Source organism: Pseudomonas fluorescens (assembly GCF_000968015.1).
Lineage (GTDB): Bacteria > Pseudomonadota > Gammaproteobacteria > Pseudomonadales > Pseudomonadaceae > Aquipseudomonas > Aquipseudomonas fluorescens_W.
Genome location: NZ_LACH01000001.1, coordinates 144180 through 168039 on the forward strand (window position 1 = coordinate 144180; position 23860 = coordinate 168039).

Annotated in this window: 23 protein-coding genes and 1 pseudogene; 15 read left to right on the forward strand and 9 right to left on the reverse strand. The window is 59.5% G+C overall.

Translation table 11 applies throughout. From position 1 onward, the window contains the following. Nucleotides 1–322 precede the first annotated feature (322 nt). Nucleotides 323–802 carry a glycine zipper domain-containing protein gene (locus VD17_RS00655; RefSeq protein ID WP_046052230.1) on the forward strand — a complete coding sequence of 160 codons (480 nt, stop codon included), beginning with the start codon at nt 323–325 and terminating at the stop codon, nt 800–802. Nucleotides 803–871: 69 nt separating this feature from the next. Here the strand turns inward: VD17_RS00655 and VD17_RS00660 are convergent, their stop codons facing one another. The 4 genes from VD17_RS00660 to VD17_RS00675 all read right to left on the reverse strand — a co-directional run bounded on the left by VD17_RS00660 (nt 872) and on the right by VD17_RS00675 (nt 5679). Then, a complete protein-coding gene (locus tag VD17_RS00660) occupies nt 872–1291 on the reverse strand; it encodes an acyl-CoA thioesterase (protein WP_046052231.1) in 420 nt (139 codons plus the stop codon). Nucleotides 1292–1365: 74 nt separating this feature from the next. Next, complete coding sequence (locus VD17_RS00665) at nt 1366–2592, reverse strand: 3-hydroxyacyl-CoA dehydrogenase (RefSeq protein ID WP_046052232.1); 1227 nt, start codon at nt 2590–2592, stop codon at nt 1366–1368. A 226-nt stretch (nt 2593–2818) separates the two neighbouring features. Next, the gene (locus VD17_RS00670; RefSeq protein ID WP_046052233.1) at nt 2819–4747 is read right to left on the reverse strand and encodes a RecQ family ATP-dependent DNA helicase; all 1929 of its coding nucleotides are present in this window, start codon (nt 4745–4747) and stop codon (nt 2819–2821) included. Nucleotides 4748–5175: 428 nt separating this feature from the next. Next, nucleotides 5176–5679, reverse strand: coding sequence for a hypothetical protein (locus tag VD17_RS00675; protein ID WP_046052234.1), 504 nt, complete (start codon nt 5677–5679; stop codon nt 5176–5178). Between the two features lie 310 nt (nt 5680–5989). Here VD17_RS00675 and VD17_RS00680 point away from each other — a divergent pair, with 310 nt between their 5' ends. From VD17_RS00680 to VD17_RS00695, 4 genes are all read left to right on the forward strand, one after another. Then, the gene (locus VD17_RS00680; RefSeq protein ID WP_046052235.1) at nt 5990–6283 is read left to right on the forward strand and encodes a hypothetical protein; all 294 of its coding nucleotides are present in this window, start codon (nt 5990–5992) and stop codon (nt 6281–6283) included. A 63-nt stretch (nt 6284–6346) separates the two neighbouring features. After that, a complete protein-coding gene (locus tag VD17_RS00685; RefSeq protein ID WP_259674521.1) occupies nt 6347–6526 on the forward strand; it encodes an antitoxin PaaA2 family protein in 180 nt (59 codons plus the stop codon). 332 nt (nt 6527–6858) lie between these two features. Next, on the forward strand, nt 6859–7155 hold the full coding sequence (locus tag VD17_RS00690; protein WP_046052237.1) for a hypothetical protein: 297 nt from the start codon (nt 6859–6861) through the stop codon (nt 7153–7155). Nucleotides 7156–7237: 82 nt separating this feature from the next. Next, complete coding sequence (locus tag VD17_RS00695) at nt 7238–7591, forward strand: DUF1493 family protein (RefSeq protein WP_046052238.1); 354 nt, start codon at nt 7238–7240, stop codon at nt 7589–7591. Between the two features lie 69 nt (nt 7592–7660). Here VD17_RS00695 and VD17_RS00700 read toward each other — a convergent pair whose 3' ends face one another. Then, entirely contained in the window at nt 7661–9202 is a 1542-nt protein-coding gene (locus VD17_RS00700) for a phosphoenolpyruvate carboxykinase (RefSeq protein WP_046052239.1), read from the reverse strand. Between the two features lie 179 nt (nt 9203–9381). Then, a complete protein-coding gene (gene hslO, locus VD17_RS00705) occupies nt 9382–10284 on the reverse strand; it encodes an Hsp33 family molecular chaperone HslO (protein ID WP_046052240.1) in 903 nt (300 codons plus the stop codon). Nucleotides 10285–10384: 100 nt separating this feature from the next. On the opposite strand from hslO, the pseudogene VD17_RS32510 reads away from it, so the two are divergent. After that, a pseudogene (locus VD17_RS32510) lies at nt 10385–10547 on the forward strand (phosphatase PAP2 family protein); the annotation flags it as partial. Nucleotides 10548–10571: 24 nt separating this feature from the next. Here the strand turns inward: VD17_RS32510 and VD17_RS00710 are convergent. Beyond that, the gene (locus VD17_RS00710) at nt 10572–10979 is read right to left on the reverse strand and encodes an RNA-binding S4 domain-containing protein (protein ID WP_046052241.1); all 408 of its coding nucleotides are present in this window, start codon (nt 10977–10979) and stop codon (nt 10572–10574) included. 216 nt (nt 10980–11195) lie between these two features. Between VD17_RS00710 and rimB the strand changes: the two genes are divergently transcribed. After that, nucleotides 11196–11675 carry a retropepsin-like aspartic endopeptidase RimB gene (gene rimB, locus VD17_RS00715; RefSeq protein ID WP_008149289.1) on the forward strand — a complete coding sequence of 160 codons (480 nt, stop codon included), beginning with the start codon at nt 11196–11198 and terminating at the stop codon, nt 11673–11675. Beyond that, the gene (gene rimK / locus VD17_RS00720) at nt 11672–12577 is read left to right on the forward strand and encodes a 30S ribosomal protein S6--L-glutamate ligase (RefSeq protein WP_008149287.1); all 906 of its coding nucleotides are present in this window, start codon (nt 11672–11674) and stop codon (nt 12575–12577) included. Before rimB ends, rimK begins: the two co-directional genes overlap by 4 nt. Before the next feature lie 295 nt (nt 12578–12872). Here rimK and VD17_RS00725 read toward each other — a convergent pair whose 3' ends face one another. Together VD17_RS00725 and ompR are read right to left on the reverse strand one after the other, a co-directional pair. Beyond that, nucleotides 12873–14186: an ATP-binding protein gene (locus VD17_RS00725; protein WP_046052242.1), complete on the reverse strand. Its 1314-nt coding sequence runs from the start codon at nt 14184–14186 to the stop codon at nt 12873–12875. 115 nt (nt 14187–14301) lie between these two features. Then, nucleotides 14302–15042, reverse strand: a complete 741-nt coding sequence (gene ompR / locus VD17_RS00730) for an osmolarity response regulator transcription factor OmpR (protein ID WP_008149284.1) — start codon at nt 15040–15042, stop codon at nt 14302–14304. A gap of 361 nt (nt 15043–15403) precedes the next feature. On the opposite strand from ompR, the gene VD17_RS00735 reads away from it, so the two are divergent. The 7 genes from VD17_RS00735 (at nt 15404) to tauD (ending at nt 23851) form a co-directional block, all read left to right on the forward strand. Next, nucleotides 15404–17728, forward strand: coding sequence for a Tex family protein (locus tag VD17_RS00735; RefSeq protein WP_046052243.1), 2325 nt, complete (start codon nt 15404–15406; stop codon nt 17726–17728). Then, a complete protein-coding gene (locus tag VD17_RS00740) occupies nt 17728–18111 on the forward strand; it encodes a PaaI family thioesterase (protein ID WP_008149280.1) in 384 nt (127 codons plus the stop codon). The genes VD17_RS00735 and VD17_RS00740 overlap by 1 nt, the downstream gene beginning before the upstream one ends. A 291-nt stretch (nt 18112–18402) precedes the next feature. Then, nucleotides 18403–19986, forward strand: a complete 1584-nt coding sequence (gene gshA, locus VD17_RS00745) for a glutamate--cysteine ligase (protein WP_046052244.1) — start codon at nt 18403–18405, stop codon at nt 19984–19986. 255 nt (nt 19987–20241) lie between these two features. Next, nucleotides 20242–21219: a taurine ABC transporter substrate-binding protein gene (gene tauA, locus VD17_RS00750; protein ID WP_046052245.1), complete on the forward strand. Its 978-nt coding sequence runs from the start codon at nt 20242–20244 to the stop codon at nt 21217–21219. A gap of 15 nt (nt 21220–21234) precedes the next feature. Continuing rightward, entirely contained in the window at nt 21235–22029 is a 795-nt protein-coding gene (gene tauB / locus VD17_RS00755; protein WP_046052246.1) for a taurine ABC transporter ATP-binding subunit, read from the forward strand. Next, complete coding sequence (gene tauC, locus VD17_RS00760; RefSeq protein WP_046052247.1) at nt 22026–22859, forward strand: taurine ABC transporter permease TauC; 834 nt, start codon at nt 22026–22028, stop codon at nt 22857–22859. The genes tauB and tauC overlap by 4 nt, the downstream gene beginning before the upstream one ends. A gap of 149 nt (nt 22860–23008) precedes the next feature. Further along, on the forward strand, nt 23009–23851 hold the full coding sequence (gene tauD / locus VD17_RS00765; RefSeq protein ID WP_046052248.1) for a taurine dioxygenase: 843 nt from the start codon (nt 23009–23011) through the stop codon (nt 23849–23851). Nucleotides 23852–23860: the final 9 nt, after the last annotated feature.

A 23860-nucleotide genomic window follows, 5' to 3' on the forward strand; every position in this document is an offset into this window, starting at 1 on the left:
GGCCCCATCGCGAGCAAGCTCGCTCCCACAGTGGTTTTGCGTTCGACACAAATCAAATGTGGGAGCGAGCTTGCTCGCGATGACGGAAGCATATTCAACGAATCTTCCGGATCAATCACTTTTCAAACGCCCATAAAAAAGGCCGTTTTGCATGAAAACGGCCTATCCGAAGTAGCTAAAGACCGGCGAAAAACACTTAAGTTCCAGCTAAAAAACAGTAACTTATAGAAATGTGCTCAAGTCGTGTTACTCGTCGGATTTCGATTGTCACGACCATGACACAGCCTCAGGATCGCGCCGTCATCCCCTTGAGGTTCCTCTAATGAAGTTCTCCTCGATTCTCTTGTTGTCCCTTGGCCTGGTCAGTGGCTTCGCTTCTGCCGGCGGCACCACCGAAGCAGGTGTGGGCGGCGCATTGGGCGGGGTTCTGGGCTCGGTCGTCGGTCAGTCATTAGGCGGCAGTACAGGTTCCACCATTGGCGCGGCCCTCGGCGGCGCGGGTGGTAGTGCCGTTGGCGCAGACAAACGCAGCCGTGGCGAAGCCGCTATTGGCGGTGCGTTGGGCGCAGCGGGCGGTAACGTGGTCGGTCGCAGCATGGGCGGCACCACCGGCAGTCTGATCGGCTCCGCAGCAGGCGGCGGCGCCGGTGGCGCGCTGGGTAACTACATGGGCAACAAAAGCGATGACGAAGATGATCGTCGTTCCTATCGTGGTGACCGTGATGATCGTCGCTACTACCGTGGAGGCCGCCATGATCGCGGCCACCATTACGGGCATCGCAAGCATCGCTATCGCGACTGAGGCTTGAATCGCCTCGTTTACCGGTAGATCAAAAAATCGCAGCCCAAGGGCTGCGATTTTTTTTGCCCGTCACACCACCAACCGCTCCAGTGCCCCGCGCAACCCGGCAGGAATCGCCACCGGCTGATTCGACGCCCGGTCTACAAACACATGCACAAAGCGCCCTGCCGCGCAGGCTTCGTCTTCCCCGGTCTTGAACACTGCCAGCTCGTACTGCACCGAACTGTTGCCCAACTTGCCCACCCGCAAACCGATTTCTATCCGGTCAGGGAAGGCGATGGATGCAAAGTAGTCACAGGCCGAACTCACCACAAAGCCCACCACTTCGCCGTCATGGATATCCAGGCCGCCGACTTCGATCAGGTAGGTGTTCACCGCTGTGTCGAAGAAGCTGTAATAGGTAACGTTGTTGACGTGACCGTAGGCGTCGTTGTCGTGCCAGCGGGTGGTGATGGGTTGGAAGTGGGGATAGTCAGTGCGTTGATTCATGGGTTCTCGCCTTGAGGATCGTTCCCACGCGGACGGTTCGACGCCTCGACATGGGAACGTTCGAACAGTGAAGTCTACCGATCAGCAAACCCTTTACCCACCGCCGCCAGCTCCCCGATCAATCGAGCCGGTTTCCACTGATCACCCTGCTTGGTTTCCAGCTGCAACAATCTCAAATGAATATCCGCCAATCCCTGTTGATCCGCCCAGGCCATCGGCCCACCCTTGTCCGCCGGGAAGCCATAACCGTTGAGGTACACCAGATCGATGTCCTGCGCCGACTCGGCAATCCCTTCCTGAAGGATCTTCGCTCCCTCGTTGACCAGTGCCAGCAAGCAGCGCTCCAGAATCTCCTCAGGACCGATCTCGCGACGCTGGAAGCCCAACCCTTCGCTGACCTTCAACACCAGCGCATCGACTTCAACATCGTGCTCAGCCTGGCGACTGCCCGGCTCATAGTGGTAATAGCCATTGCCACTCTTCTGGCCGAAACGACCCAATTCGCAAAGCCGATTGTCCACCTGAACCTCAGGCGCATCCTGCCCTATGCCGGCCAACTGCCGAGCGCGCCACTCCAGATCGATGCCGACTACGTCGTACATGCGGAACGGCCCCATGGCAAAGCCAAAACCTTGCAGTGCCGCATCGACCTGATAGGGATAAGCGCCTTCGAGCAACATCTTGCGCGCTTCGAGCACATACGGATGCAGCATGCGGTTGCCGATGAAACCGTGGCAGTTGCCCGACACCACGCTGACCTTGCCCATGCGCTTGCCCAGCGCCAGAGCGGCCTCAAGCACCACTGGTAAAGTCTGGGCACCACGAACGATTTCCAGCAGTTTCATGATGTGCGCCGGGCTGAAGAAGTGCAGGCCCAGGACCTGTTGCGGACGGCGAGTAGCCGCAGCGATGGCATCGATATCCAGCGCCGAGGTATTGCTGGCCAAAATCGCTTCAGGCTTGAGCAGACTGTCCAGCTCGCGGAAGATTTTCTGCTTGAGTTCGAGGTTTTCGTACACGGCTTCGATGACCAGATCGACATCGCAGATCGCCGCGTAGTCAGCAGCCGCCGTTACCCGTGCTATGCGAGCGTCCGCTTCGGCCTGATCGATCCGTCCCTGACGCACGTTGTGGGCGTAGGTGTCCGCCACGGTAGCCAGCGCTTGTTCAAGCATCTGTGGATTGTTATCGACCCACTGCACCGGGACGCCGGCGTTGGCCAGACACATGACAATGCCACGGCCCATGGTGCCCGCGCCAATGACGGCGGCGCGCTGAATATTGAACGGTGTCTGGCTCATAGTTGTTCTCTTGTTGGCGATCCAAAGACAGCCTTCACCATAGTCAGCCACCGCGCTTTTTTGAAATTTATTCCTGTGATGAGCAACATTCAGCGGATGGATGTGCTTCGAAAACACCGACTCCCCCTGTAGGAGCTGCCGAAGGCTGCGATCTTTTGATCTTGATCTTCGGGAATTTCAGCACCGCCAAAGATCAAAAGATCGCAGCCTTCGGCAGCTCCTACAGTTAGAGGTGCGACTGGGACCAGTCGCGGACTTCGGCATACGGATAATCCTCCAGCGCCGCAAACCCGGGAATCGACCGTGCCTTGAGCTTGGTGAACAGCGGCACGCCGATACCGCATAAAAACCGCGTCACGCGTTCCGCCGACGGAACGTTGCCGGTGTGCTGCTCATGCTTGTGGATAAAATCAGCGCACAACGCCTCGAAGTTTTTATCCACAAGCGCCGGTAATTCCGGTGGCGTCGGCAACCGCGCCACATCCCCGTGACACACCGAACAATGCCCGCACTGCTGCGGCGCATTTTCATCGCCGAAGTACTCGGCCAGGCGATAACCCAGGCAATGGTCCGTGGCGAACAGATCCAGCATGGCGTGAATCCGCGCGATCTCGGTGCGCTCGTGCCGGGTGAAGTAGGCGTGTAGCTCGGCGCTCAAGGCCTGGCTGTTGAAGTCCGTTTGCAGCAGGCTGTAGACCTCGGTCATTTGCTTGCTTTCGAGCTCGACCCAGCCCTTTTCCTGGAAATAATCCAGCGCCTTCACCACGCGATTACGCTCGGCCTGATGCTGTTCATAAAGCGCGTCGAAATTCACCGTGGCCCAGGTCCGTGCGCGACTGGAAGTCTGGATGATCGCCGCGACGAAGTCCTTGCGCTCACCCTCGAAGCGGGCCAGCAAGACCTCTGGCTCCTGCAAGTACTTGAAGCGATATTCGGCGTAATAGGCGTAACGCGGCGCAATGATCCCGCGCAGTTCCAACTGCACCAGTAAGGTCTTGAGCGGCAATTGGCGGATGTTGCTGTGGTCCGCCAACGGCCCCAAGAGAAACTCCCACTGCCCCTCGGGCGCGGCGGCTTGCAACTCGTCGAGCACATAACGGATGCCATCCAGCTCAGGCGTATCGCCGTATACGAAGTTTTCCAGCACGTTGAGGCTGTCGCGGTTGGCCAATACCAGGCAGTCGGACGGCTGCCCGTCACGCCCGGCGCGGCCGATTTCCTGGCTGTAGTTTTCGATGGATTTGGGCAGGTCGAAATGCACCACGTTGCGAATGTCGCTCTTGTCGATGCCCATGCCGAACGCGATAGTGGCAACGATGCAATTGGACTGCCCACCCATGAACCGGCGCTGGATGGCTTCGCGTTGTTCGTGGGGCAGACCGGCGTGGTAAGCCTCGGCCTGAATGCCGTTGCGGGCCAGATGTTCGGCAATGTGCTCGGCGGTTTTCTGCAGGGTGACGTAGACAATGCTCGGCTGGTCGGGACGCTGGCTCATCCATTCGACAAGGCGTCGGCGCTTGTCCTGCCCACGCACCGGCTCGACCAACAGATTGAGGTTTGGCCGATAGAAACCGGTGGTCACCACATCGTCGGGGGCGATGGCGAACTTGGCCTCCATGTCAGCGATCACCTTGGGCGTCGCAGTGGCGGTCAGCAGCAGCGCCTGAGGGATGTTGAACTGGCGCTGATAGTCGGGGAGCTTGAGGTAGTCAGGACGGAAATTGTGGCCCCACTCCGAGATGCAGTGCGCCTCATCCACCACCAGCAGCGAGATCGGCACCTGCTGCAAGAAATTGCGGAAACGCTCGTTCTTCAGGCGCTCCACGGAGATCATCAAAATCTTCAGCTCGCCAGACTTGGCCCGGGCCATCACATCGCTGGCGTCATCGCGGCTCTGGGCCGAATCGATACTGCCCGCCGCAATACCGTGGCGCTGCAGGAACGCCAGTTGATCCTGCATCAACGCCAGCAGCGGCGAGACCACCAGCGTCAGGTGCGGCAGCAGCAAGGCTGGCAATTGATAACAAAGGGACTTGCCCGAACCGGTGGGGAAAATCGCCGCCGCCGAGCGCCCGGCCAACACCGCGCTGACCGCCGCTTCCTGGCCGGGTCGAAACTGTGGATAACCGAAAACCTGTTCCAGGGTGTTGTGCATAAGCTGTCACTCCGTTGACCGCTGCGAAGCCCAAAGCCTAGCCGGCAAACGCAGCGAGTCGAGAAAAGGTCGGGGACCAAAACGATACGGGATGATACAGCTTCGACCCAAGGTCCTTTGCCACAGGATGAAACAAACGAAACACTTTGTTCCTCGCTGTGCCGCTCAATCTGACGTTAAGGTCTCCTCGCACAACCACCGTCCGCGCACTTCACATCACGGCAGGACGCCTGATGAGCGCGGCACTTGAACAAGGAACGACCATGCCTCACAAACTGTTTTATGCCATCGCCCTGATCCTGACATCCTTGCTGCTGAGTGGCTGCGATGGGCTTCCCGGAGAACCACCGTTGCTCGCTACATGCGACTCTCTGGAGTGTTCAGCCCAACAGGCTTGGCGAACATCCTGATGACCGCAGGGTAGATGGCTACGGCGCCATCACGGCCACCCGCAGCTGCTCGTTCAACACCTGCTCGTGAAACACCCGGCTCTTGCTCGCCCACACAGCATGAGCCGGACTGATTTCGCCGGTGAACGCCGCCGCTAACTGACGCAAATCCGCAACGCTGCGCACGCGGGGGCAGAAGGATTCGCCGTCGCAGTTCTGGCTGGCGCTACGGCAGGTGGTCAGCAGCCGGTCCCAAAGCCCGTCACGCACCTGCCTGACCGACTTGAGCTTCACATCCTGCACGCCCAGTCGTTGTTTCAGGCTCTGTTCGTCCAGCGCTTCGCTGGCCAGCAATGCCTTGCCGAACATCAGCACTTCAGCACGGAAAGCGGTGTCCATGCTCGCCTGACTGGTCAGCGCATCCGGCCAACCGGTGCGGTCCATGTTGGCCAGGACCATCGAACTACCTGCATCAGCAGCATCTGCTGCGCGACAAATCCCGGCCCACAGCAACAAAATCGAGGCCATACGTAGCCATTGCATACTTAATTCCCTTTAAGCGTTGGACGGACGTTTCGAAACGTCCTACTGATTCTGGCGCGCGCCATACAGAGGTTTGATGCGTTGCGCCTGACAAACCTGTAGGAAGTTTTCCGTCTAAGGGTTTAGGTGTAAAAAGCCTCGGGAAACGCGTAGGTTCGGTCCGAAAAGGCAGGTAAAACCCCTACAAGCCCTGTCCATCGAAGCTGTATTGCCGCGCGGCGCCGTGCCCTTCTATAGTCTGCGGCGCGGCTGAAAACAGTGTCTCGGCCTGCCGGGAGCCACCTCCCGATTTCGCACAGGACGAACCTCGATGAACACCTTCCACACGTTTACAGAACGCTATCGCCCGCTCAAATCCCGCTACAGCGACACCCCCGTGCTGGTCATCGATACAGAAGCCGACCCCCACGAAATCCTCGACGCCGCCCGCCAACGCATCCGCGCCGCCAGCGAACTGCTCGAAACACTGTATTGCCTGTGCTTCAAACAGGCGGATGCGAGCGATATTCCCAACATCGTCAATGCGCTGTATCTGCTGACTCAGGATGGTAATGAATTGCTTGAAGTCGCTCGCCAACACCTACCGAAACTCACCACTGACTGAGCCCCACCACAATGCCCTGTGGGAGCGAGCTTGCTCGCGATGAACGATAACTCGGTGTACCTGATGAAAAACGAATCGCCCGACACTCAAACCGACACTGAAAAACAGCTCAGCGGTGCGAACTACGACGCATGGTTCAAAGCACAAGTACAAACCAGCCTCGACGCCCCTTGCCCAAGCATTCCAAATGAAGAAGCCAAACGCCTGATGGCAATCAAACGAGAGAAATTGCGGAAGGTATAAGTCCGTAGGCAACGCCCTATCAAAGCTTCATCCCGGTCCTACAACCGAAGACACCTTGTCGCCTATCGCCAACCGGCGGCTCACACCTATAGTCGGGCTGTCGCTGCCAAATCAGCGACTCGGGCTTGGTCACTCGATGGAATACATAAACGCGTCCGTTGTATGCTGCCGGCACCTCAAGTGTCTGCACGCTATATGGTGGCTGTGTTTGGGACGCCATTTGGCGTGCCGGTCTTATGTATTCCTCCGGCTGACCAACCCGAACACAGTCCGCCTCCATCGCTTGGTCACGATGGTGGTGGTTTCAGCTGATGCATTTGAGAATACATAAAATGAATAAATTGAACCCGTTCCCCGATCGCTACCGCCCACTCCAAACCAACCTCACCGATTCCCCGCCCCTGCTCATCGACACAGAGGCCAACCCCCAGGACATCCTCGAAGCCGCCCTCCAGCGCATCCGAGCCTCCGGCGACCTACTCAAAACCCTACATTGCCAATGCTTCAAAAACGGTGACGTGGAAGACATCCCGCATATCACCCACGCCCTCTACCTGTTGACTCAGGATGGCTGCGACCTGCTCAAAGTCGCCCAACAACGCATGATGGGCTGGAAAGCACCAACCTGACGCCGAGCGAAGATAGTCGGCCCCTTCCCCCAGAGCCCGACGATCAATAAGCTCCACCCAAGCCCAACCGGACACCCCCGCAATGAACCTCGCCCCCAACTTCCCCGACGACCACCCCATGCACTTGCTCATGCAGTTGCTGCACGATGAACTCGGCCTGCCCGAACGCAAAACCATCAGCCTCACCACCTCGATCAACTTCGATCTTGGTTGCGATGGCGCGGACGCTCGGCATCTGATTGAAGCATTGGAAGAACAATTCGCCATCGACTTCATCGACTACGACGCTTATCGGTATTTCCAGCCTGAAGGATTTGATGTGTTCCTCAAACGTCGGGCAAAGGGGCGCGGAGACAAAATCCCCCTGACTATCGGCATGCTCTACAAAGCGATCAAAGTGCAACGGTGGGATACACAGGAGTTGGAAGGAAACTAGCTAAACCTGAATCGCGCCCATAAAAAAGCCGCCCCAAAGGGCGGCTTTCTCATTACATCAAACCAAATCTTACAACTTCGGCCCAGCAGCCTTGATCGCGTCGCTCACTTCAAACTTCTTGAAGTTCTCAACAAACAACCCAGCCAATGCCTTAGCGGCTTCATCGTAAGCAGCCTTGTCAGCCCAGGTGTTACGTGGGTTCAACAGGCCGGTTTCAACGCCCGGTACGGCCAATGGCACGTCGAGGTTGATGGTGTCGAGGTGTTCGGTTTCAGCACCGATCAACGCGCCGCTCTGGATCGCTGCGATCACGCCGCGAGTGGTCGGGATGTTGAAGCGTTTGCCGACGCCGTAGCCGCCGCCGGTCCAGCCGGTGTTGACCAGGTAGACCTTGGAGCCGAAGCCGCGGATGCGCTTGATCAGCAGCTCTGCGTATTCGCCGGCCGGACGCGGGAAGAACGGTGCGCCGAAGCAGGTGGAGAAGGTCGACTTGATGCCGCTGCCGGAACCCATTTCGGTCGAGCCCACCAGTGCGGTGTAGCCGGACAGGAAGTGGTAGGCCGCTTGTTCTTCGCTGAGGATCGACACTGGCGGCAGTACGCCGGTCAGGTCGCAGGTCAGGAAGATCACAGCGTTTGGCTCGCCACCGAGGTTTTTCTCGGAACGCTTGGCAACGTGCTCCAGCGGGTAGGCGGCGCGGCTGTTCTGGGTCAGGCTGACATCAGCGTAATCGGCGTGCTTGGCGTCATCGATAACGACGTTTTCCAGGACTGCGCCGTGCTTGATGGCTTTCCAGATGACCGGCTCGTTCTTCTCGGACAGGTCGATGCACTTGGCGTAGCAGCCGCCTTCGATGTTGAAGACAACACCTTCACCCCAGCCGTGCTCGTCGTCACCGATCAGGTAACGGCTTTCATCGGCGGACAGGGTGGTCTTGCCGGTGCCGGACAGACCGAAGAACAGAGTCACGTCGCCCGCTTCGCCGATGTTGGCGGCGCAGTGCATTGGCAGTACGTCGGCAGCCGGCAGCAGGAAGTTCTGCACCGAGAACATGGCTTTCTTCATTTCACCGGCGTAACGCATGCCAGCGATCAGCACTTTCTTCTGAGCGAAGTTGAGGATCACGCAACCGTCGGAGTTGGTGCCGTCACGCTCTGGCACGCACTCGAAGTTGGCAACGTTGAGCACTTGCCACTCATCACGGCCAGCCGGGTTGTATTTTTCCGGGTTGATGAACAGGCAACGACCGAACAGGTTCTGCCAGGCAGTCTGGGTGGTCATCTTCACGGCCAGGTAGTGGTCTTCAGCCGCACCTACATGCACGTGGGAAACGAAATGCTCTTGCGCGTTGTTGAACGCCTCGACGCGAGCCCACAGGGCATCGAACTTGTCGGCCGGGAACTTGCGGTTGATCGGGCCCCAGGCGATGGCGGCTTGGGTGGAAGGCTCTTCAACGATGAAACGATCGACTGGCGAGCGGCCGGTGCGGTGACCGGTGCGAACAACCAGCGCGCCGGTATCGGCAAGCTCGCCTTCACCGCGACTCAGGGCTTCTTTTACCAGATCATCAACACTCAGATCGGTGTACACGGCGTTATTGGCTTGCGTCATGAGGTTCCCCGTCGGCCAGTGGCCGAGTGCTCCAAACGTTTTGTAGTAGAAAGTCGTGCACTACTACCGCGAAAAAAGTGGGCCGGATTATGCCAGAAAAGCCCAAAAATAGTAGGGCCCTCCCGTCGTAACGGCGTTATTCCGGCACTATCCAGTGAATTTACCTGCGCTGAACCGTTTTAGTGACGGGTATCTGACGGTGTATCAACACCCGCGCCGGCGAATAATTGAACGATATCGGCGGCGTCGAACAGGTAGCGCTCGTTGCAAAACTGGCAATCAATCTCAATGTTGCCGCCATGTTCGATCACGAGCGACTGGGCATCTTCCAGACCCAAACTGACCAGCGCATTGGCAGAACGTTCGCGGGAGCAGCTGCAACGGAAGCGTAGTTTCTGCACATCGAACAGACGAACCTGCTCTTCGTGGTAGAGACGATGGAGGATGGTTTCGTTGTCCAGGCTCAGCAATTCATCGGCGGTCAGGGTGCTGCCCAGCGCGGTGATGTGCTGCCAGCTGGCGGCGCGTTCTTCTTCATCTTTCAGACGATCAGCAGGCAGTTGTTGCAACAACAGGCCACGGGCGCGACGACCATCGGCGTACAACCAGAAACGCGTACCGACTTGTTGGGACATCACGAAGTAGTTAGTGAAGCACTCCGACAGGGTTTCGCCATCGAGGTCGACGATGCCCTGGTAACGCTGGCCCTGGGTCGGGTCGACGGTCAGCGCCAATACGCCGTTGGGCATCAGGTCGGCGAGGGTCGCGTCGGGGGCGATCTGGTCGGCTTCGTATCGGGCCAGGCCACGGATTTCGCGCTCGCTGGAGCACTCGATCATCAGCAGCGGGATCGGACCTTCGGAGCGGGCCTGGAGAATCAGCAAACCATCGAACTTCAAGGTGCCGACCAACAACGACGCCGCCGCCATCAGCTCGCCGAGCAGTTGTGCAACCGGCTCCGGGTACGGGTGTTTAGCGAGGACTTCGGCGTAGCTACGCTCCAACCCGACCAGTTCGCCGCGGGTGTCGCTGTCATCGAAAATGAAGCGTTGGGTGTAGTCGGTATCCGGTAAATCGGTCATAGGTCTGGGTATCTGAAGTAATGACAAGATGATTTCAAAATGAAAATTGCGCCTCTGCCGCACCATTTGGTGCGCAATGTTCAGCCTTGGGGGGCATTTTATGAACAATCCGGGTTTGTTCCAAGCAAGGTGGAACGGACGCGGCCTGGCTTATGCATTTTTTGCCTCTGGAACTGCTGGCCTTCTGGTTATGGCCTACGGATCAGAGGCTGCGCGTGATTTTCGACGAGTGGTTGTTTCACCCCCTCAACGCGACGCTGGCGCCTCACGACACAGAAGCAACGGCCCTACTCGTTGTTGCTGCTTCCACGAAACTTGAACAAATCCCGTCGCTGCTTCTTGCTCGGCTTGCCATCGGTGCTCACGCCCATTGCACCGGCCTTACGCATGGCCGCAGCCGCCTCACGCTTGGCGATGCTGGCTTCGGTTTCGGCGTAGAGCGCCTGCGCCTCTGGTGCGCCACGGCGTACGATCGACAGCGCCTGAACCACCACTGTGCGCTCCTCGAACCCTGCGCGAATCTGAAACTCGTCGCCGATCCTCGGTTCCTTGCCCGGTTTGCAGCGCTCGCCCCGGCAATGCACCTTGCCGCTTTCAATCGCCGCCTTGGCCAAGGCGCGTGTTTTATAAAAACGCGCGGCCCACAACCATTTATCGAGACGGACTTTGTCGTCCTCTTCGCTTTTTTGTGCCATGGAATTTCCTCATTCTGAAATATTGCTGAACTGTACTACCGTTTCTGTCGTGCCATGAATTACGCCGGCTCGGATTACAATGCACACGTTCCAGTGCCTCCCTTGAGGGCTGGAAATCCGGGCCGTAGATATCTGTCGCCTTTTACCCATTATTCTGCGTGAATACCGCGAATTCGGCCGCATGCGGCCTGAGCGGTTTCTACCGGTTGAGCACCTTTGAAGACATTTGACCATTTGACCGTTGTCGGTCTGCGCGAGTGGGTGGCGCTCCCGGATTTGGGAGTCGCGGGCCTGCGCGCAAAAATCGACACCGGCGCCAGCACCTCCAGCCTGCATGCCACCGATATCGAACCGTTCGAGCGCGACGGGGAACAGTGGGTGCGCTTTACTGCTCACTTGGGCACGGTGGTGCAACTGCGTCACCGGCGCTGCGAAGCCCCCCTGGTGACGATGAAAACCATTAAAAGCTCCAACGGCCACGCGCAGATGCGTTACGTGGTCAGCACCACCCTGGCCCTCGGTGATCGGGTCTGGCGGGTCGAATTCACTCTCGCCTGCCGCAAGTCCATGCGTTATCGCCTGTTACTCGGTTCCAAAGCCCTGATCGACGGCCAGTTGGTGGTCAATCCGGGCATTAAGTACGTACAAGACAAGCCGGTGTTCCCGGTATCTACCTCTTCCACAGGTGTTGCATGAAGATCGCTGTGCTGTCGCGGAACCCGCGTCTGTATTCCACTCGTCGTCTGGTCGAAGCCGGTACCGAGCGTGGCCATGAAATGGTGGTGATCGACACCCTGCGCGCCTACATGAACATCGCCAGCCACAAGCCGCAGATCCACTACCGCGGCAAGCCGCTGGAGGGTTTTGATGCGGTGATCCCGCGGATTGGCGCGTCGGTGACGTTTTATGGCTGCGCGGTGTTGCGTCAGTTCGAAATGATGGGGGTGTTCCCGCTCAACGAATCAGTGGCCATCGCCCGCTCGCGGGACAAACTGCGGTCCCTGCAATTGCTGTCACGCCGGGGAATCGGTTTGCCGGTCACCGGGTTTGCGCACTCCCCGGATGACATTCCCGACTTGATCGAGATGGTCAACGGCGCGCCGCTGGTGATCAAGGTGCTGGAAGGCACTCAGGGCATCGGCGTCGTGCTGTGTGAAACGGCGACGGCGGCGGAGTCGGTGATCGAGGCGTTCATGGGCCTGAAGCAGAACATCATGGTTCAGGAATACATCAAGGAAGCCGGCGGGGCGGACATTCGCTGCTTCGTGGTGGGCGACAAGGTGATCGCGGCGATGAAACGCCAGGCGAAGCCGGGGGAATTTCGCTCCAACCTGCATCGCGGCGGTAGCGCAAGCCTGATCAAGATCACGCCGGAAGAACGTATGACGGCGTTGCGCGCGGCGAAGGTCATGGGGTTGGCGGTGGCGGGTGTGGATATCCTGCGTTCCAATCACGGGCCGCTGGTGATGGAAGTGAACTCGTCGCCTGGGCTTGAAGGGATTGAAACCACCACCAGCAAGAACGTGGCGGGCATCATCATCGAGCATCTTGAGAAGAACGGTGGGCCGAATATGACTCGGACCAAAGGCAAGGGCTAAAGCCAAGAGCCCCCTCACCCTAACCCTCTCCCCAAAGGGGCGAGGGGACTGACCGTGGTGTTCTTTCGAGCTACATCGACCTGAAAAATCGAGTCGAACTCAGGTTTTGAAAACAACCGAGATCGGCTCCCTTTCCCCCTCTCCCCACTGGGGCGAGGGGGCTGACCGTGGTGTTCTTTCGAGCTACATCGACCTGAAAAATCGAGTTGAGCTCAGGTTTTGAAAACAACCGAGATCGGCTCCCTTTCCCCCTCTCCCCACTGGGGAGAGGGCTGGGGTGAGGGGTGGCTCTTGGCTACACCGCGTCTCTAGGCAACATCAGTCCAAGCGGCAATCGCACCCGCGCTTCCAGCCCGCCACCAGACCGATTACGCAGCTCAACATTCCCGCCATGCATCGAAGCAATCCGCTTCACGATCGCCAGGCCCAACCCGGTCCCCTTCCCGCCACGGGCACGGTCACCCCGAGTAAACGGATTGAAGATCGCCTCCAGCTCCGACGGATCAATCCCCGCCCCACGGTCCATGACACTCAGCACCACATACGGTGCGCTGGTATCCCCGGACACATAAGCCGCCACCTCAACCCCGCTGCCCGCGTGATGCAAGGCGTTGCCAATCAGGTTGTTCAGCAGCCGCTTCATTGACACCCGACGCAACGGAAACGGCTGAATCGGCTCCAGGCGCAGGCGCACTTTCTCTTCGTTCTGGTTGTACGGCGCCGCGACTTCGCGCACCAGATCGCTCAGGTCCACCTCTTCCACCGACTCGTCGCGACCATCGCGAATGAACGCCAGGAACTGGTCGAGAATCGCGTCCATGTCTTCGATATCGCGGACCATGTCGTCCGTCAGGTCGCTGCGGTCGCCCATGAGCTCCAGAGATAGCCGTAACCGGGTCAGTGGCGTGCGCAAGTCGTGCGACACCCCGGCAAGCATCAACTCGCGCTCACGCCCCGCCTGTTCGACGTCTTCGGCCATCTGGTTGAAGGCGCGGTAAACCTCGGTCATTTCACTCGGCGTGTCGCTGATCGGCAGACGCACACTGCGGCCCTGGCCGAGTTGCCTCGCGGCATAGACCAGACGCTTCAACGGTTGATTGAGCTGGCTGACGAAGATCCACGCCGAGGCGGTGGACAGCAAGCCGATAGCGAGGAACCAGCCGAGCACATTCCAGATTTTCTGGCCGCGCAACGGATGCGGGTAAAGCGGCACTTTCAGCCAGCCATCACCCAGGCTTGGCGCCCGAACCCACAAGGCTGGCGGCGAGTGCATTCGCAATCGGACTTCGGTGTCGGCCCCCAGCTCCGCCTGCATTTGCCGCTGATAGATCTCGCTGTAAGGCCAGTGTTGCTCACCTTCCGGCACGCCAGCACCCACTACCCGGATCAGGGTCGCGGCATCGGCAATCTTTGTGCGGTTTTCTTCATCGGCCGCCCAATAGGCGCGTAGCGTCAGGGCGACGCCGTGGCTGTATTGGCGGTCCACCAGCACGTCTTCGTTCATCAACAGATAAACCAGGGTCAGCGCCTTGGAGAACAGGACGACGATAAGCACCAGCCAAAGGGTGCGGGAGAAGAAACTCTGGGGAAACCAAACGGGGGTTTTCATGGATAACCGCTACACACTTGCAGGAGCGAGCGATGCTCGCATATTGCGGATCGCGAGTCTGCGAGCAAGGTCATCTGACCCGTTGCCCGCAAGACCCGCTCCTACAAATCACCGATCACTTGGTGGCGGCGCCATCCGGAACGAACACGTAACCCACGCCCCAGACTGTCTGGATGTAACGCGGTTTGGACGGATCGGGCTCGATCATCCGGCGCAGACGGGAAATCTGTACGTCGATGGAGCGCTCCAGAGCGTCCCACTCGCGGCCACGGGCCAGATTCATCAGCTTGTCGCGGGTCAGTGGCTGACGGGCGTTCATGACCAACGCCTTGAGCACCGCAAACTCACCGGTGGTGAGCATGTGCACTTCGTCGCCGCGCTTGAGTTCGCGGGTCGCCAGGGACAGTTCGTAGTCACCGAAGGTCACGCTTTCGTCTTCGCTGCCCGGAGCGCCCGGCACCGGAGCTGACTGACGACGCAGGACGGCTTTGACACGCGCCATCAGCTCGTCCGGGTTGAACGGCTTGGCCAGGTAATCGTCGGCGCCCAGTTCGAGGCCCTTGATGCGGCTCAGCTCATCGCCCTTGGCGGTGAGCATGATGATCGGGATCTGATTGTTCGCGGTGCGCAGGCGGCGGCAAGCGGTCAAGCCGTCTTCGCCGGGCAGCATCAGGTCGAGGACGACCAGGTTGAACACTTCGCGCGCCAACAGGCGATCCATTTGCTCAGTGTTCGGTACGGCGCGAGCGCGGTAGCCCTTGCTGACGAAAAAACGTTCCAGCAGGCTGCTCAGCCCTGGATCGTCGTCAACAATAAGAATTTTTTCGCCTTCAGCAATGTTTGCAGTGCTGCTCATTAGATGCTCCTTTGATCTCGGCGCGCATTATGGCGTAGCTGCCGTTATACGCACCGTGTGCATTGTTAGCAGATTTTTCCTTGATCGCCAGAAATCCGGCCTTTCTGCCTACAGCCTGCGATGCCCCCGAATGACGGAACGCTGGTTATAATGCGCGGCCTTTTGTGTCAGGCAACGTCTGATCATTACTGTAGGTGGCCGTTTTTTATTTTCATGGCGCAGGCAGTAATTGTTCGATTTCACGGGTCAACGGGATACCTGTTGACCCAGGTAGCGGCGCAGGCCAGGCCGCTCAACCAGACTCGCCGAGCCCTTATCTCTGCGCCTGCGAGCCTGCTTTCACAATTTGTCAGGTGGTTTTATGGACAGCATCAACAGCCGCATCGCCGAGGAACTCGGCGTCCGCCCACAACAGGTCGAAGCGGCCGTCGCGCTACTCGATGAAGGCTCTACCGTTCCCTTCATCGCCCGTTACCGGAAAGAAGTGACCGGCAGCCTCGATGACATCCAGTTGCGTCATCTGGAAGAGCGTCTGCGCTACCTGCGAGAACTCGACGAACGGCGTATCAGCATCCTTGCCAGCATCCAGGAACAAGGCAAGCTGACCCCGCAACTTGAACGCGACATTAAGCTCGCCGACACCAAAACCCGCCTCGAAGACTTGTACCTGCCGTACAAGCAGAAGCGCCGCACCAAGGGCCAGATCGCCCTGGAAGCCGGCCTCGGCGAGCTGGCCGACGGCCTGTTCAACGACCCGACCCTGACGCCAGACGCTGAAGCCGCGCGCTTTGTCGATGCCGAGAAAGGCGTCGCCGATGTGAAGGCGGCCCTCGAAGGCGCCAAATACATCCTGATGGAACGCTTCGCCGAAGACGCCGGCCTGCTGGACAAGCTGCGCAGCTACCTCAAGCAGGAAGCGACTCTGAGTGCCCGCGTCATCGCCGGCAAAGTAGAGGAAGGCGCCAAGTTCCGCGACTACTTCGAACACGACGAACCGCTGAAAAGCATGCCGTCGCACCGCGCGCTGGCGATTTTCCGTGGTCGCAACGAAGGCATTCTGAGTTCTGCGCTGAAAGTCGGCGACGAACTACCGGGCACCATGCACCCGTGCGAAGGCATGATCGGTCAGCAATTCGGCATTCAGAACCAGAACCGCGCCGCCGACAAATGGCTGGGCGAAGTGGTGCGCTGGACCTGGAAGGTCAAGCTCTACACCCACCTCGAAACCGACCTGCTGGGCGAACTGCGCGATGGCGCGGAAACCGAAGCAATCAACGTGTTCGCTCACAACCTGCACGACTTGCTGCTGTCGGCGCCGGCAGGCCCGCGTGCCACATTGGGCCTCGACCCGGGCCTGCGCACCGGTTGCAAGGTGGCCGTGGTCGATTCCACCGGCAAACTGCTGGATCACGCCACGGTTTACCCGCACGTGCCGCACAACAAATGGGACCAGACCATCGCGATTCTGGCTGCCCTGTGCGCCAAGCATGCAGTGGACCTGATCGCCATCGGCAACGGCACCGCCAGCCGCGAAACCGACAAACTGGCGGCTGAACTGATCAAAAAATACCCAGCCATGAAGATGACCAAAGTCATGGTCTCCGAGGCCGGTGCATCGGTTTACTCCGCGTCGGAACTGGCCTCGAAGGAATTCCCGGACCTCGACGTGTCGATCCGTGGCGCGGTGTCGATTGCCCGTCGCCTGCAGGATCCACTGGCTGAGCTGGTGAAGATCGACCCGAAATCCATCGGCGTCGGCCAGTACCAGCACGACGTGTCGCAGCTGAAACTGGCGCGCGGCCTGGACGCGGTGGTCGAAGACTGCGTGAACGCCGTGGGCGTCGACGTGAACACCGCCTCCGTGGCGCTGCTGGCCCGCATCTCCGGCCTCAACGCGACCCTGGCGCAGAACATCGTCAGCCACCGCGACGAGCACGGCGCGTTCAAAACCCGTGCGGCGTTGAAGAAAGTCGCTCGTTTGGGTGAGAAAACCTTCGAACAGGCCGCTGGCTTCCTGCGCGTCATGAACGGTGACAACCCGCTGGATTCGTCCGCGGTTCACCCGGAAGCCTATCCGCTGGTCCAACGCATCGCCGCTGAGACCGACCGCGACATCCGCTCGCTGATCGGCGACGCCAGCTTCCTCAAGCGTCTTGATCCGAAAAAGTACACCGACGAAACCTTCGGTCTGCCAACGGTCACCGACATCCTGCAAGAGCTGGAAAAACCTGGCCGCGATCCACGTCCCGAGTTCAAGACCGCCGAGTTCCAGGAAGGCGTCGAAGACCTCAAGGACCTGCAACTGGGCATGATCCTCGAAGGCGTGGTGACCAACGTGACCAACTTCGGCGCGTTCGTCGACATCGGCGTGCATCAAGACGGTTTGGTGCACATCTCTGCGCTTTCGGAGAAGTTCATCAAGGATCCGCGTGAAGCGGTGAAGGCTGGGGACGTGGTGAAAGTGAAGGTCATGGAAGTCGACATCCCGCGCAAACGCGTTGGCCTGTCGATGCGCATGAGCGACACCCCTGGTGAGAAAATCGATGGGGCTCGTGGTGCACGTCCGGGTTCGGCGCCACGCCAGTCCCAGAACACCGCACCGCGTAAAGAAACCACGGCGGCGGCTCCGACCAACAACGCCATGGCTTCGCTGTTCGCCAACGCCAAGCAGTTGAAGAAACGCTGATGGACATCCCGGCCGGGCTGACCGAAAGCGCTTTTTTCAAGTTGCTGGGGTGTCGCTTGCACAGTCTGGAGACCGGGGTGGCGCAAGTCGCCCTCGGGCTTGCACCAGAACTGCGCAATCGCGGCGGCAAGCTGCACGGCGGGGCCTTGTTCAGTCTGGTGGACATTGCCATGGGGCTGGCCTGTTCCAGCACCCATGGTTTTGACCAGCAGAGCGCGACCATCGAGTGCAAGATCAATTACATTCGCGCCGTCGCAGACGGTGAAGTGATGTGCACGGCGCGGGTGATTCACCCGGGCCGGCGCACGCTGGTGGTCGAAGCCGACGTGATGCAAGGCGACAAACTCGTCGCAAAAGCACAAGGCACCTTCGCTGTCCTATAGATGAATGCCATCAATTTGAGTTAATTTCGGCGCTGTGACCGTAGCGCCGAAATCCTCTGTAGGAGTGAGCCTGCTCGCGATTAGGGAGTGTCAGCCAACGTTTAGTCGTCTGACACACCGCAATCGCGAGCAGGCTCACTCCTACAGGTGATTGCGGCGGCCGATCCTTTGCCGGCTGCCAGTAGTTTTTGCAGCTCAAAAACCAGGCGAAAACGCCAGTTTCAACTTCACCCTTGTAGACCGTCTTGCCCACCCCCATATTGGGGCGACTGACGCGTGAAGGAATCCAACTTGAGCGAACTTCTCAACCGCCGCCTGGCTCTGCTCGGCGAGCGCGCTAACCTCTCTCTGCTCGAACAGTGCCTTCACGGCATCGAACGTGAATGCCTGCGCGTGACCGGCGAAGGTCGCCTGGCGCAAACGCCGCACCCGGAAGAATTGGGTTCCGCGCTGACCAACGAACAAATCACCACCGACTATTCCGAGTCGCTGTTGGAGTTCATCACGCCCGCCCTGCCCGACCCGGCGGATACGCTGGCGAGCCTGGACAAGATCCACCGCTTTGCCTACAGCAAGCTCGGCAACGAGTTTCTGTGGAGTCCATCGATGCCGTGCCCGTTGCCGGCCGAGGAAGACATCCCGATCGCCTATTACGGCACCTCCAACATCGGTCAGCTCAAGTACGTCTACCGCAAGGGCCTGGCCCTGCGCTACGGCAAAACCATGCAGTGCATCGCCGGGATTCACTACAACTTTTCCCTGCCGGAAAAGCTCTGGCCGCTGCTTAAAGAGGCTGAAGGCTTTGTCGGCACCGACCGCGACTATCAGTCGTCGGCCTACATCGCACTGATCCGTAACTTCCGCCGCTACAGCTGGCTGCTGATGTACCTGTTCGGTTCTTCGCCTGCGCTGGACGCCGGTTTCCTGCGCGGTCGTTCGCACCAGTTGGAACAACTGGATCCGGACACCTTATACCTGCCGTACGCCACCAGCCTGCGCATGAGTGACCTGGGTTACCAGAGCAACGCCCAGGCCGGTCTGACGCCTTGCTACAACGATCTGGCCAGCTACACCGACAGCCTGCGTAAAGCGGTCGCAACGCCTTACGCGCCGTATGTCGAAATCGGCACGCATCAGGACGGTGAGTGGGTTCAGCTCAACACCAACATCCTGCAGATCGAAAACGAGTACTACTCCAACATCCGCCCGAAACGCGTGACCTACACCGGCGAACGGCCGATTCAGGCGCTGGTGGCCCGTGGCATTCAGTACGTTGAAGTGCGTTGCCTGGACATCAACCCGTTCCTGCCAATGGGCATCGATCTGCCGGAGTCGCGGTTCCTCGACGCATTCCTGCTGTATTGCGCGCTGAACGACAGCCCGCTGCTGACCAATACCTCGTGCGGCAACGCGACCTCGAACTTCCTCAGCGTGGTCAAGGAAGGTCGTCGTCCGGGCCTGCAACTGCAACGCGACGGTCATCCGGTGGACCTGAAAGAGTGGGCCAGCGAGTTGCTGGAGAAGATTGCACCGCTGGCGGCGATACTGGATCAGAGTCATGGCGGCGATGCCCATAGCAAGGCGCTGGATGCGCAGCTGGCCAAGGTCAAGGACCCGTCGCTGACGCCATCGGCCCAGGTGCTGGCGGCGATGGCTGAGCACAAGGAGAGCTTTGCTCAGTTCTCCCTGCGTCAGAGCCAGGCACATGCGGAGTTTTTCCGCAGCGAGCCGCTTTCCAGCGAAGACCAGGCGAAATTTGAAGACCGGGCGCGTTCGTCGCTGGCCGAGCAGATTGAGCTGGAGCAGGACGAAGTCGGCGATTTCGATGTGTTTGTCGGGTCGTATCAGGCTAGTATTTTGGCAATCAGCAACTAAGCGGCGCCTGTCAAAAGATCGCAGCCTTCGGCAGCTCCTACGGGACGGTGCCAGGGTTGCGATTTTTTTTGCCCGCACCACGCAATTTCGAATTCGCACGCTACCTTTGTAGGAGCTGCCGCAGGCTGCGATCTTTTGATCCTTTAGAATTTTCCGCTCATAAGCTCATTCGAAAAAGTTATTTATTTTCTGATTCTTATATCATTTAGTCTCCTTTTCACGCCGACTCTCGGTCGCCTGACAAGGAGCTTCTCAATGAAACTGACTTCCCCCCTTCGCCTGCTGGCGGCCGCGTCTCTGGCTGCGGTGAGTTTCTTTGCCCAAGCGGCTGACGTCACCGTCGCCTACCAGACCACCGTGGACCCGGCGAAAGTCGCCCAGGCCGACGGCGCGTACGAAAAAGCCACCAACGCCAAGATCGATTGGCGCAAATTCGACAACGGCGCCGACATCATCGCCGCCATCGCTTCCGGCGACGTGCAGATCGGTTACCTCGGTTCCAGCCCCCTGACGGCGGCAATCACTCGTAAAGTCCCGGTAGAAACCTTCCTCATCGCCACGCAGATCGGCGCTGCTGAAGCCCTGGTGGCTCGCGATGGTTCCGGGATCAAAACCCCACAAGACCTGATCGGCAAGAAAATCGCCGTGCCGTTCGTGTCCACCGGCCACTACAGCCTGTTGGCCGCGCTGAAGCACTGGAACATCGATCCATCGAAAGTCACCGTCCTCAACCTTGCCCCGCCAGCCATCATTGCTGCGTGGAAGCGCGGAGATATCGACGCCACTTACGTGTGGGACCCAGCCCTCGGTGTCGCCAAGGAAAACGGCAAAGTGCTGATCACCTCCGGTGAACTGGCCAAGTTCGGCGCGCCGACCTTCGATGCCTGGATCGTGCGTAAAGACTTCGCCGAGAAGCACCCGGAAATCGTCACCGCGTTCGCCAAAGTGACCCTGGATGCCTACGCCGACTACCGCAAAGACCCGAAAGCCTGGCTCGCCAACCAATCCAACGTCGACAAGCTGGTGAAACTCTCGGGCGCCAAGGCCAGCGACATTCCATTGCTGCTGCAAGGCAACGTCTTCCCGCTGGCGGCTGATCAGGTGATCACCCTCGGCGCGCCGACCACCAAGGCCATCACCGACACCGCCGCGTTCCTGAAAGAACAAGGCAAGGTTGAAGCCGTGCTGCCGGACTACGCCCCCTACGTCAGCGCCAAATACATCACCAACTGATCGGAGTTAACCGCGATGGCTTTGCTTCAGCTGGAGCGCATCAGCGCACAGTACCCCGGCGCCGCCGAACCGGTACTGGCGGATATTTCCCTGAGTCTTGGGCCCCAGCAGTTGCTGGTCGCTCTCGGCCCGTCCGGCAGTGGCAAAACCTCGCTGTTGAACTTGATTGCCGGTTTCGTCGAGCCCAGCGCCGGACGCATCACTCTCGATGGCGTGCCGGTCAAAGGCCCGAGCGCCGAACGCGGCGTGGTGTTCCAGGACGATGCGCTGCTGCCTTGGCAGGACGTGCTGGCCAATGTCGGCTTCGGTCTGGAACTGGCCGGCATTGCGCGGGAAAATCGTGAACTGCGCGCTCGGGAAATGCTCGCTTTGGTGGACCTTTCCGGTTTCGAAAACCGCCGAATCTGGCAACTCTCGGGCGGCCAGAAGCAACGTGTCGGTCTGGCCCGCGCCCTCGCTGCTGACCCGCGCGTTTTGCTGATGGACGAACCCTTCGGCGCCCTCGATGCCTTCACCCGCGAACAGATGCAGGAGTTGCTGTTGCAAGTCTGGCAGCGCACCGCAAAACCGGTATTTCTGATTACTCACGACATCGAAGAAGCGGTGTTTCTCGCCACGGACCTGATTCTGCTGGCGCCGAATCCTGGGCAAATCGTCGAACGCCTGAGCCTGGACTTCGGTCAGCGTTACGCCGCCGGGGAGTCGGCTCGATCGATCAAGTCCGACCCGCGCTTTATCGAAACCCGCGAACACGTGCTCGCCAAAGTGTTCTCCCAACGCAGTGCCGCCCTGCGGCAGGAGACCGTATGAGCAGCTATGAGATTCCGGCCGTCACGGTCAAACCGCACTCGACGGTGATTCCTGTTCGACGCACCCTCAGTACTCGCTGGATCAGTCTGCTGACGCTGGTCGCACTCGTGGTTATCTGGTGGGCTGTCACCGCCACTGGAATGATCGAACCGCTGTTCCTGCCGCCACCCTCCGCCGTGCTGCAAAAAGGCTGGCTGCTGGTGACCACCGGCTACATGGATTCAACGTTGTGGCAGCACCTGGGCGCGAGTCTCAGCCGAATCGGTCTGGGCCTGGGCTTCGCGGTGCTGACCGCCGTGCCGGTCGGCATCGCCATCGGCCACAACCGTATTGCCCGCGGCATTCTCGATCCGCTGATCGAGTTCTACCGCCCTATTCCACCGCTGGCTTATCTGCCGCTGATCGTGATCTGGTGCGGCATCGGTGAGCTGTCGAAAGTCTTGCTGATCTACCTCGCGATCTTCGCCCCAATCGCCATCGCTACGGCGACCGGCGTGCGTACCGTCGACCCGGCCAAACTGCGTGCTGCGCAGTCCTTGGGCGCGACCCGGGCGCAGTTGATTCGCCACGTGATTCTGCCGAGCGCGTTGCCGGACATTCTGACGGGTGTGCGGATTGGCCTGGGTGTGGGTTGGTCGACGCTGGTCGCCGCCGAATTGATCGCCGCCACCAGTGGTTTGGGTTTCATGGTGCAGTCGGCCGCGCAGTTCCTGGTCACCGATGTGGTGGTGCTGGGGATTCTGGTGATCGCGCTGATCGCCTTCGCCATGGAAATGGGCTTGCGCGCCCTGCAACGCAAACTGGTGCCGTGGCATGGCCAGGCTCACTGAAAAATCATCATGGGAAAAACCCTGTGGGAGCGAGACCGGCTTGCCGGCGATGGCGGTGCATCAGCCACAGCCATGTCGCCCGACACTGCGCTATCGCGAGCAGGCTCACTCCTACAAAAGCTCTACCCCCGAATTCGAAGAGAAAGACCATGAGCAACCTGACCATCGTCCCCTTAAGCTACGCCCTCGGCGCACACATCAGCGGCGTCGACATCAGCCAGCCGCTGAGCCTGAAACAGCGCGACGCCATCGAGCAGGCGCTGCTCGAGCATCAAGTGTTGTTCTTCCGCGATCAGCCGATCACACCGCAGCAGCAGGCACGTTTCGCCGCCAATTTCGGCGACCTGCACATTCACCCGATCTACCCGAATGTGCCGGAACAACCCGAAGTGCTGATCCTCGACACTGCCGTCACCGATGTGCGCGACAACGCGATCTGGCACACCGACGTGACCTTCCTGCCGACCCCGGCCCTGGGCGCGGTGCTCAGCGCCAAGTTGTTGCCGGAATTTGGTGGCGACACGCTGTGGGCCAGCGGTATCGCGGCGTATGAAGCACTTTCGGCGCCGATGAAAAACTTGCTCGAAGGACTGACGGCCACCCACGATTTCACTCGTTCGTTCCCGCTGGAGCGCTATGGCAACACGCCAGAAGCCTTGGCCCAGTGGGAAGAAGCGCGCAGGAAAAACCCGCCGCTGTCACACCCGGTGATTCGCACTCATCCGGTGAGCGGACGCCGGTCGTTGTTCGTCAATGAAGGCTTCACGTCGAAGATCAATGAGCTGTCGGAAACCGAAAGCGAGGTGATTCTGAAGTTTCTGTTTGCCCACGCGACACGGCCGGAATTTACCATTCGCTGGCGTTGGCAGAAGGACGACGTGGCGTTTTGGGATAACCGCGTGACACAGCATTACGCCGTGGATGATTACCGGCCGGCGCGGCGGGTGATGCAGCGGGCGACGGTATTGGGGGATGTGCCGTTTTTCCGGTAAATCCTGACT

Coding starts and splice junctions, on each gene's coding strand:
- VD17_RS00655 (WP_046052230.1), top strand. CDS start 323: ATGAAGTTCTCCTCGATTCTCTTGTTGTCCCTTGGCCTGGTCAGTGGC.
- VD17_RS00660 (WP_046052231.1), bottom strand. CDS start 1,291: ATGAATCAACGCACTGACTATCCCCACTTCCAACCCATCACCACCCGC.
- VD17_RS00665 (WP_046052232.1), bottom strand. CDS start 2,592: ATGAGCCAGACACCGTTCAATATTCAGCGCGCCGCCGTCATTGGCGCG.
- VD17_RS00670 (WP_046052233.1), bottom strand. CDS start 4,747: ATGCACAACACCCTGGAACAGGTTTTCGGTTATCCACAGTTTCGACCC.
- VD17_RS00675 (WP_046052234.1), bottom strand. CDS start 5,679: ATGCAATGGCTACGTATGGCCTCGATTTTGTTGCTGTGGGCCGGGATT.
- VD17_RS00680 (WP_046052235.1), top strand. CDS start 5,990: ATGAACACCTTCCACACGTTTACAGAACGCTATCGCCCGCTCAAATCC.
- VD17_RS00685 (WP_259674521.1), top strand. CDS start 6,347: ATGAAAAACGAATCGCCCGACACTCAAACCGACACTGAAAAACAGCTC.
- VD17_RS00690 (WP_046052237.1), top strand. CDS start 6,859: ATGAATAAATTGAACCCGTTCCCCGATCGCTACCGCCCACTCCAAACC.
- VD17_RS00695 (WP_046052238.1), top strand. CDS start 7,238: ATGAACCTCGCCCCCAACTTCCCCGACGACCACCCCATGCACTTGCTC.
- VD17_RS00700 (WP_046052239.1), bottom strand. CDS start 9,202: ATGACGCAAGCCAATAACGCCGTGTACACCGATCTGAGTGTTGATGAT.
- hslO (WP_046052240.1), bottom strand. CDS start 10,284: ATGACCGATTTACCGGATACCGACTACACCCAACGCTTCATTTTCGAT.
- VD17_RS00710 (WP_046052241.1), bottom strand. CDS start 10,979: ATGGCACAAAAAAGCGAAGAGGACGACAAAGTCCGTCTCGATAAATGG.
- rimK (WP_008149287.1), top strand. CDS start 11,672: ATGAAGATCGCTGTGCTGTCGCGGAACCCGCGTCTGTATTCCACTCGT.
- VD17_RS00725 (WP_046052242.1), bottom strand. CDS start 14,186: ATGAAAACCCCCGTTTGGTTTCCCCAGAGTTTCTTCTCCCGCACCCTT.
- ompR (WP_008149284.1), bottom strand. CDS start 15,042: ATGAGCAGCACTGCAAACATTGCTGAAGGCGAAAAAATTCTTATTGTT.
- VD17_RS00735 (WP_046052243.1), top strand. CDS start 15,404: ATGGACAGCATCAACAGCCGCATCGCCGAGGAACTCGGCGTCCGCCCA.
- VD17_RS00740 (WP_008149280.1), top strand. CDS start 17,728: ATGGACATCCCGGCCGGGCTGACCGAAAGCGCTTTTTTCAAGTTGCTG.
- tauA (WP_046052245.1), top strand. CDS start 20,242: ATGAAACTGACTTCCCCCCTTCGCCTGCTGGCGGCCGCGTCTCTGGCT.
- tauB (WP_046052246.1), top strand. CDS start 21,235: ATGGCTTTGCTTCAGCTGGAGCGCATCAGCGCACAGTACCCCGGCGCC.
- tauC (WP_046052247.1), top strand. CDS start 22,026: ATGAGCAGCTATGAGATTCCGGCCGTCACGGTCAAACCGCACTCGACG.
- tauD (WP_046052248.1), top strand. CDS start 23,009: ATGAGCAACCTGACCATCGTCCCCTTAAGCTACGCCCTCGGCGCACAC.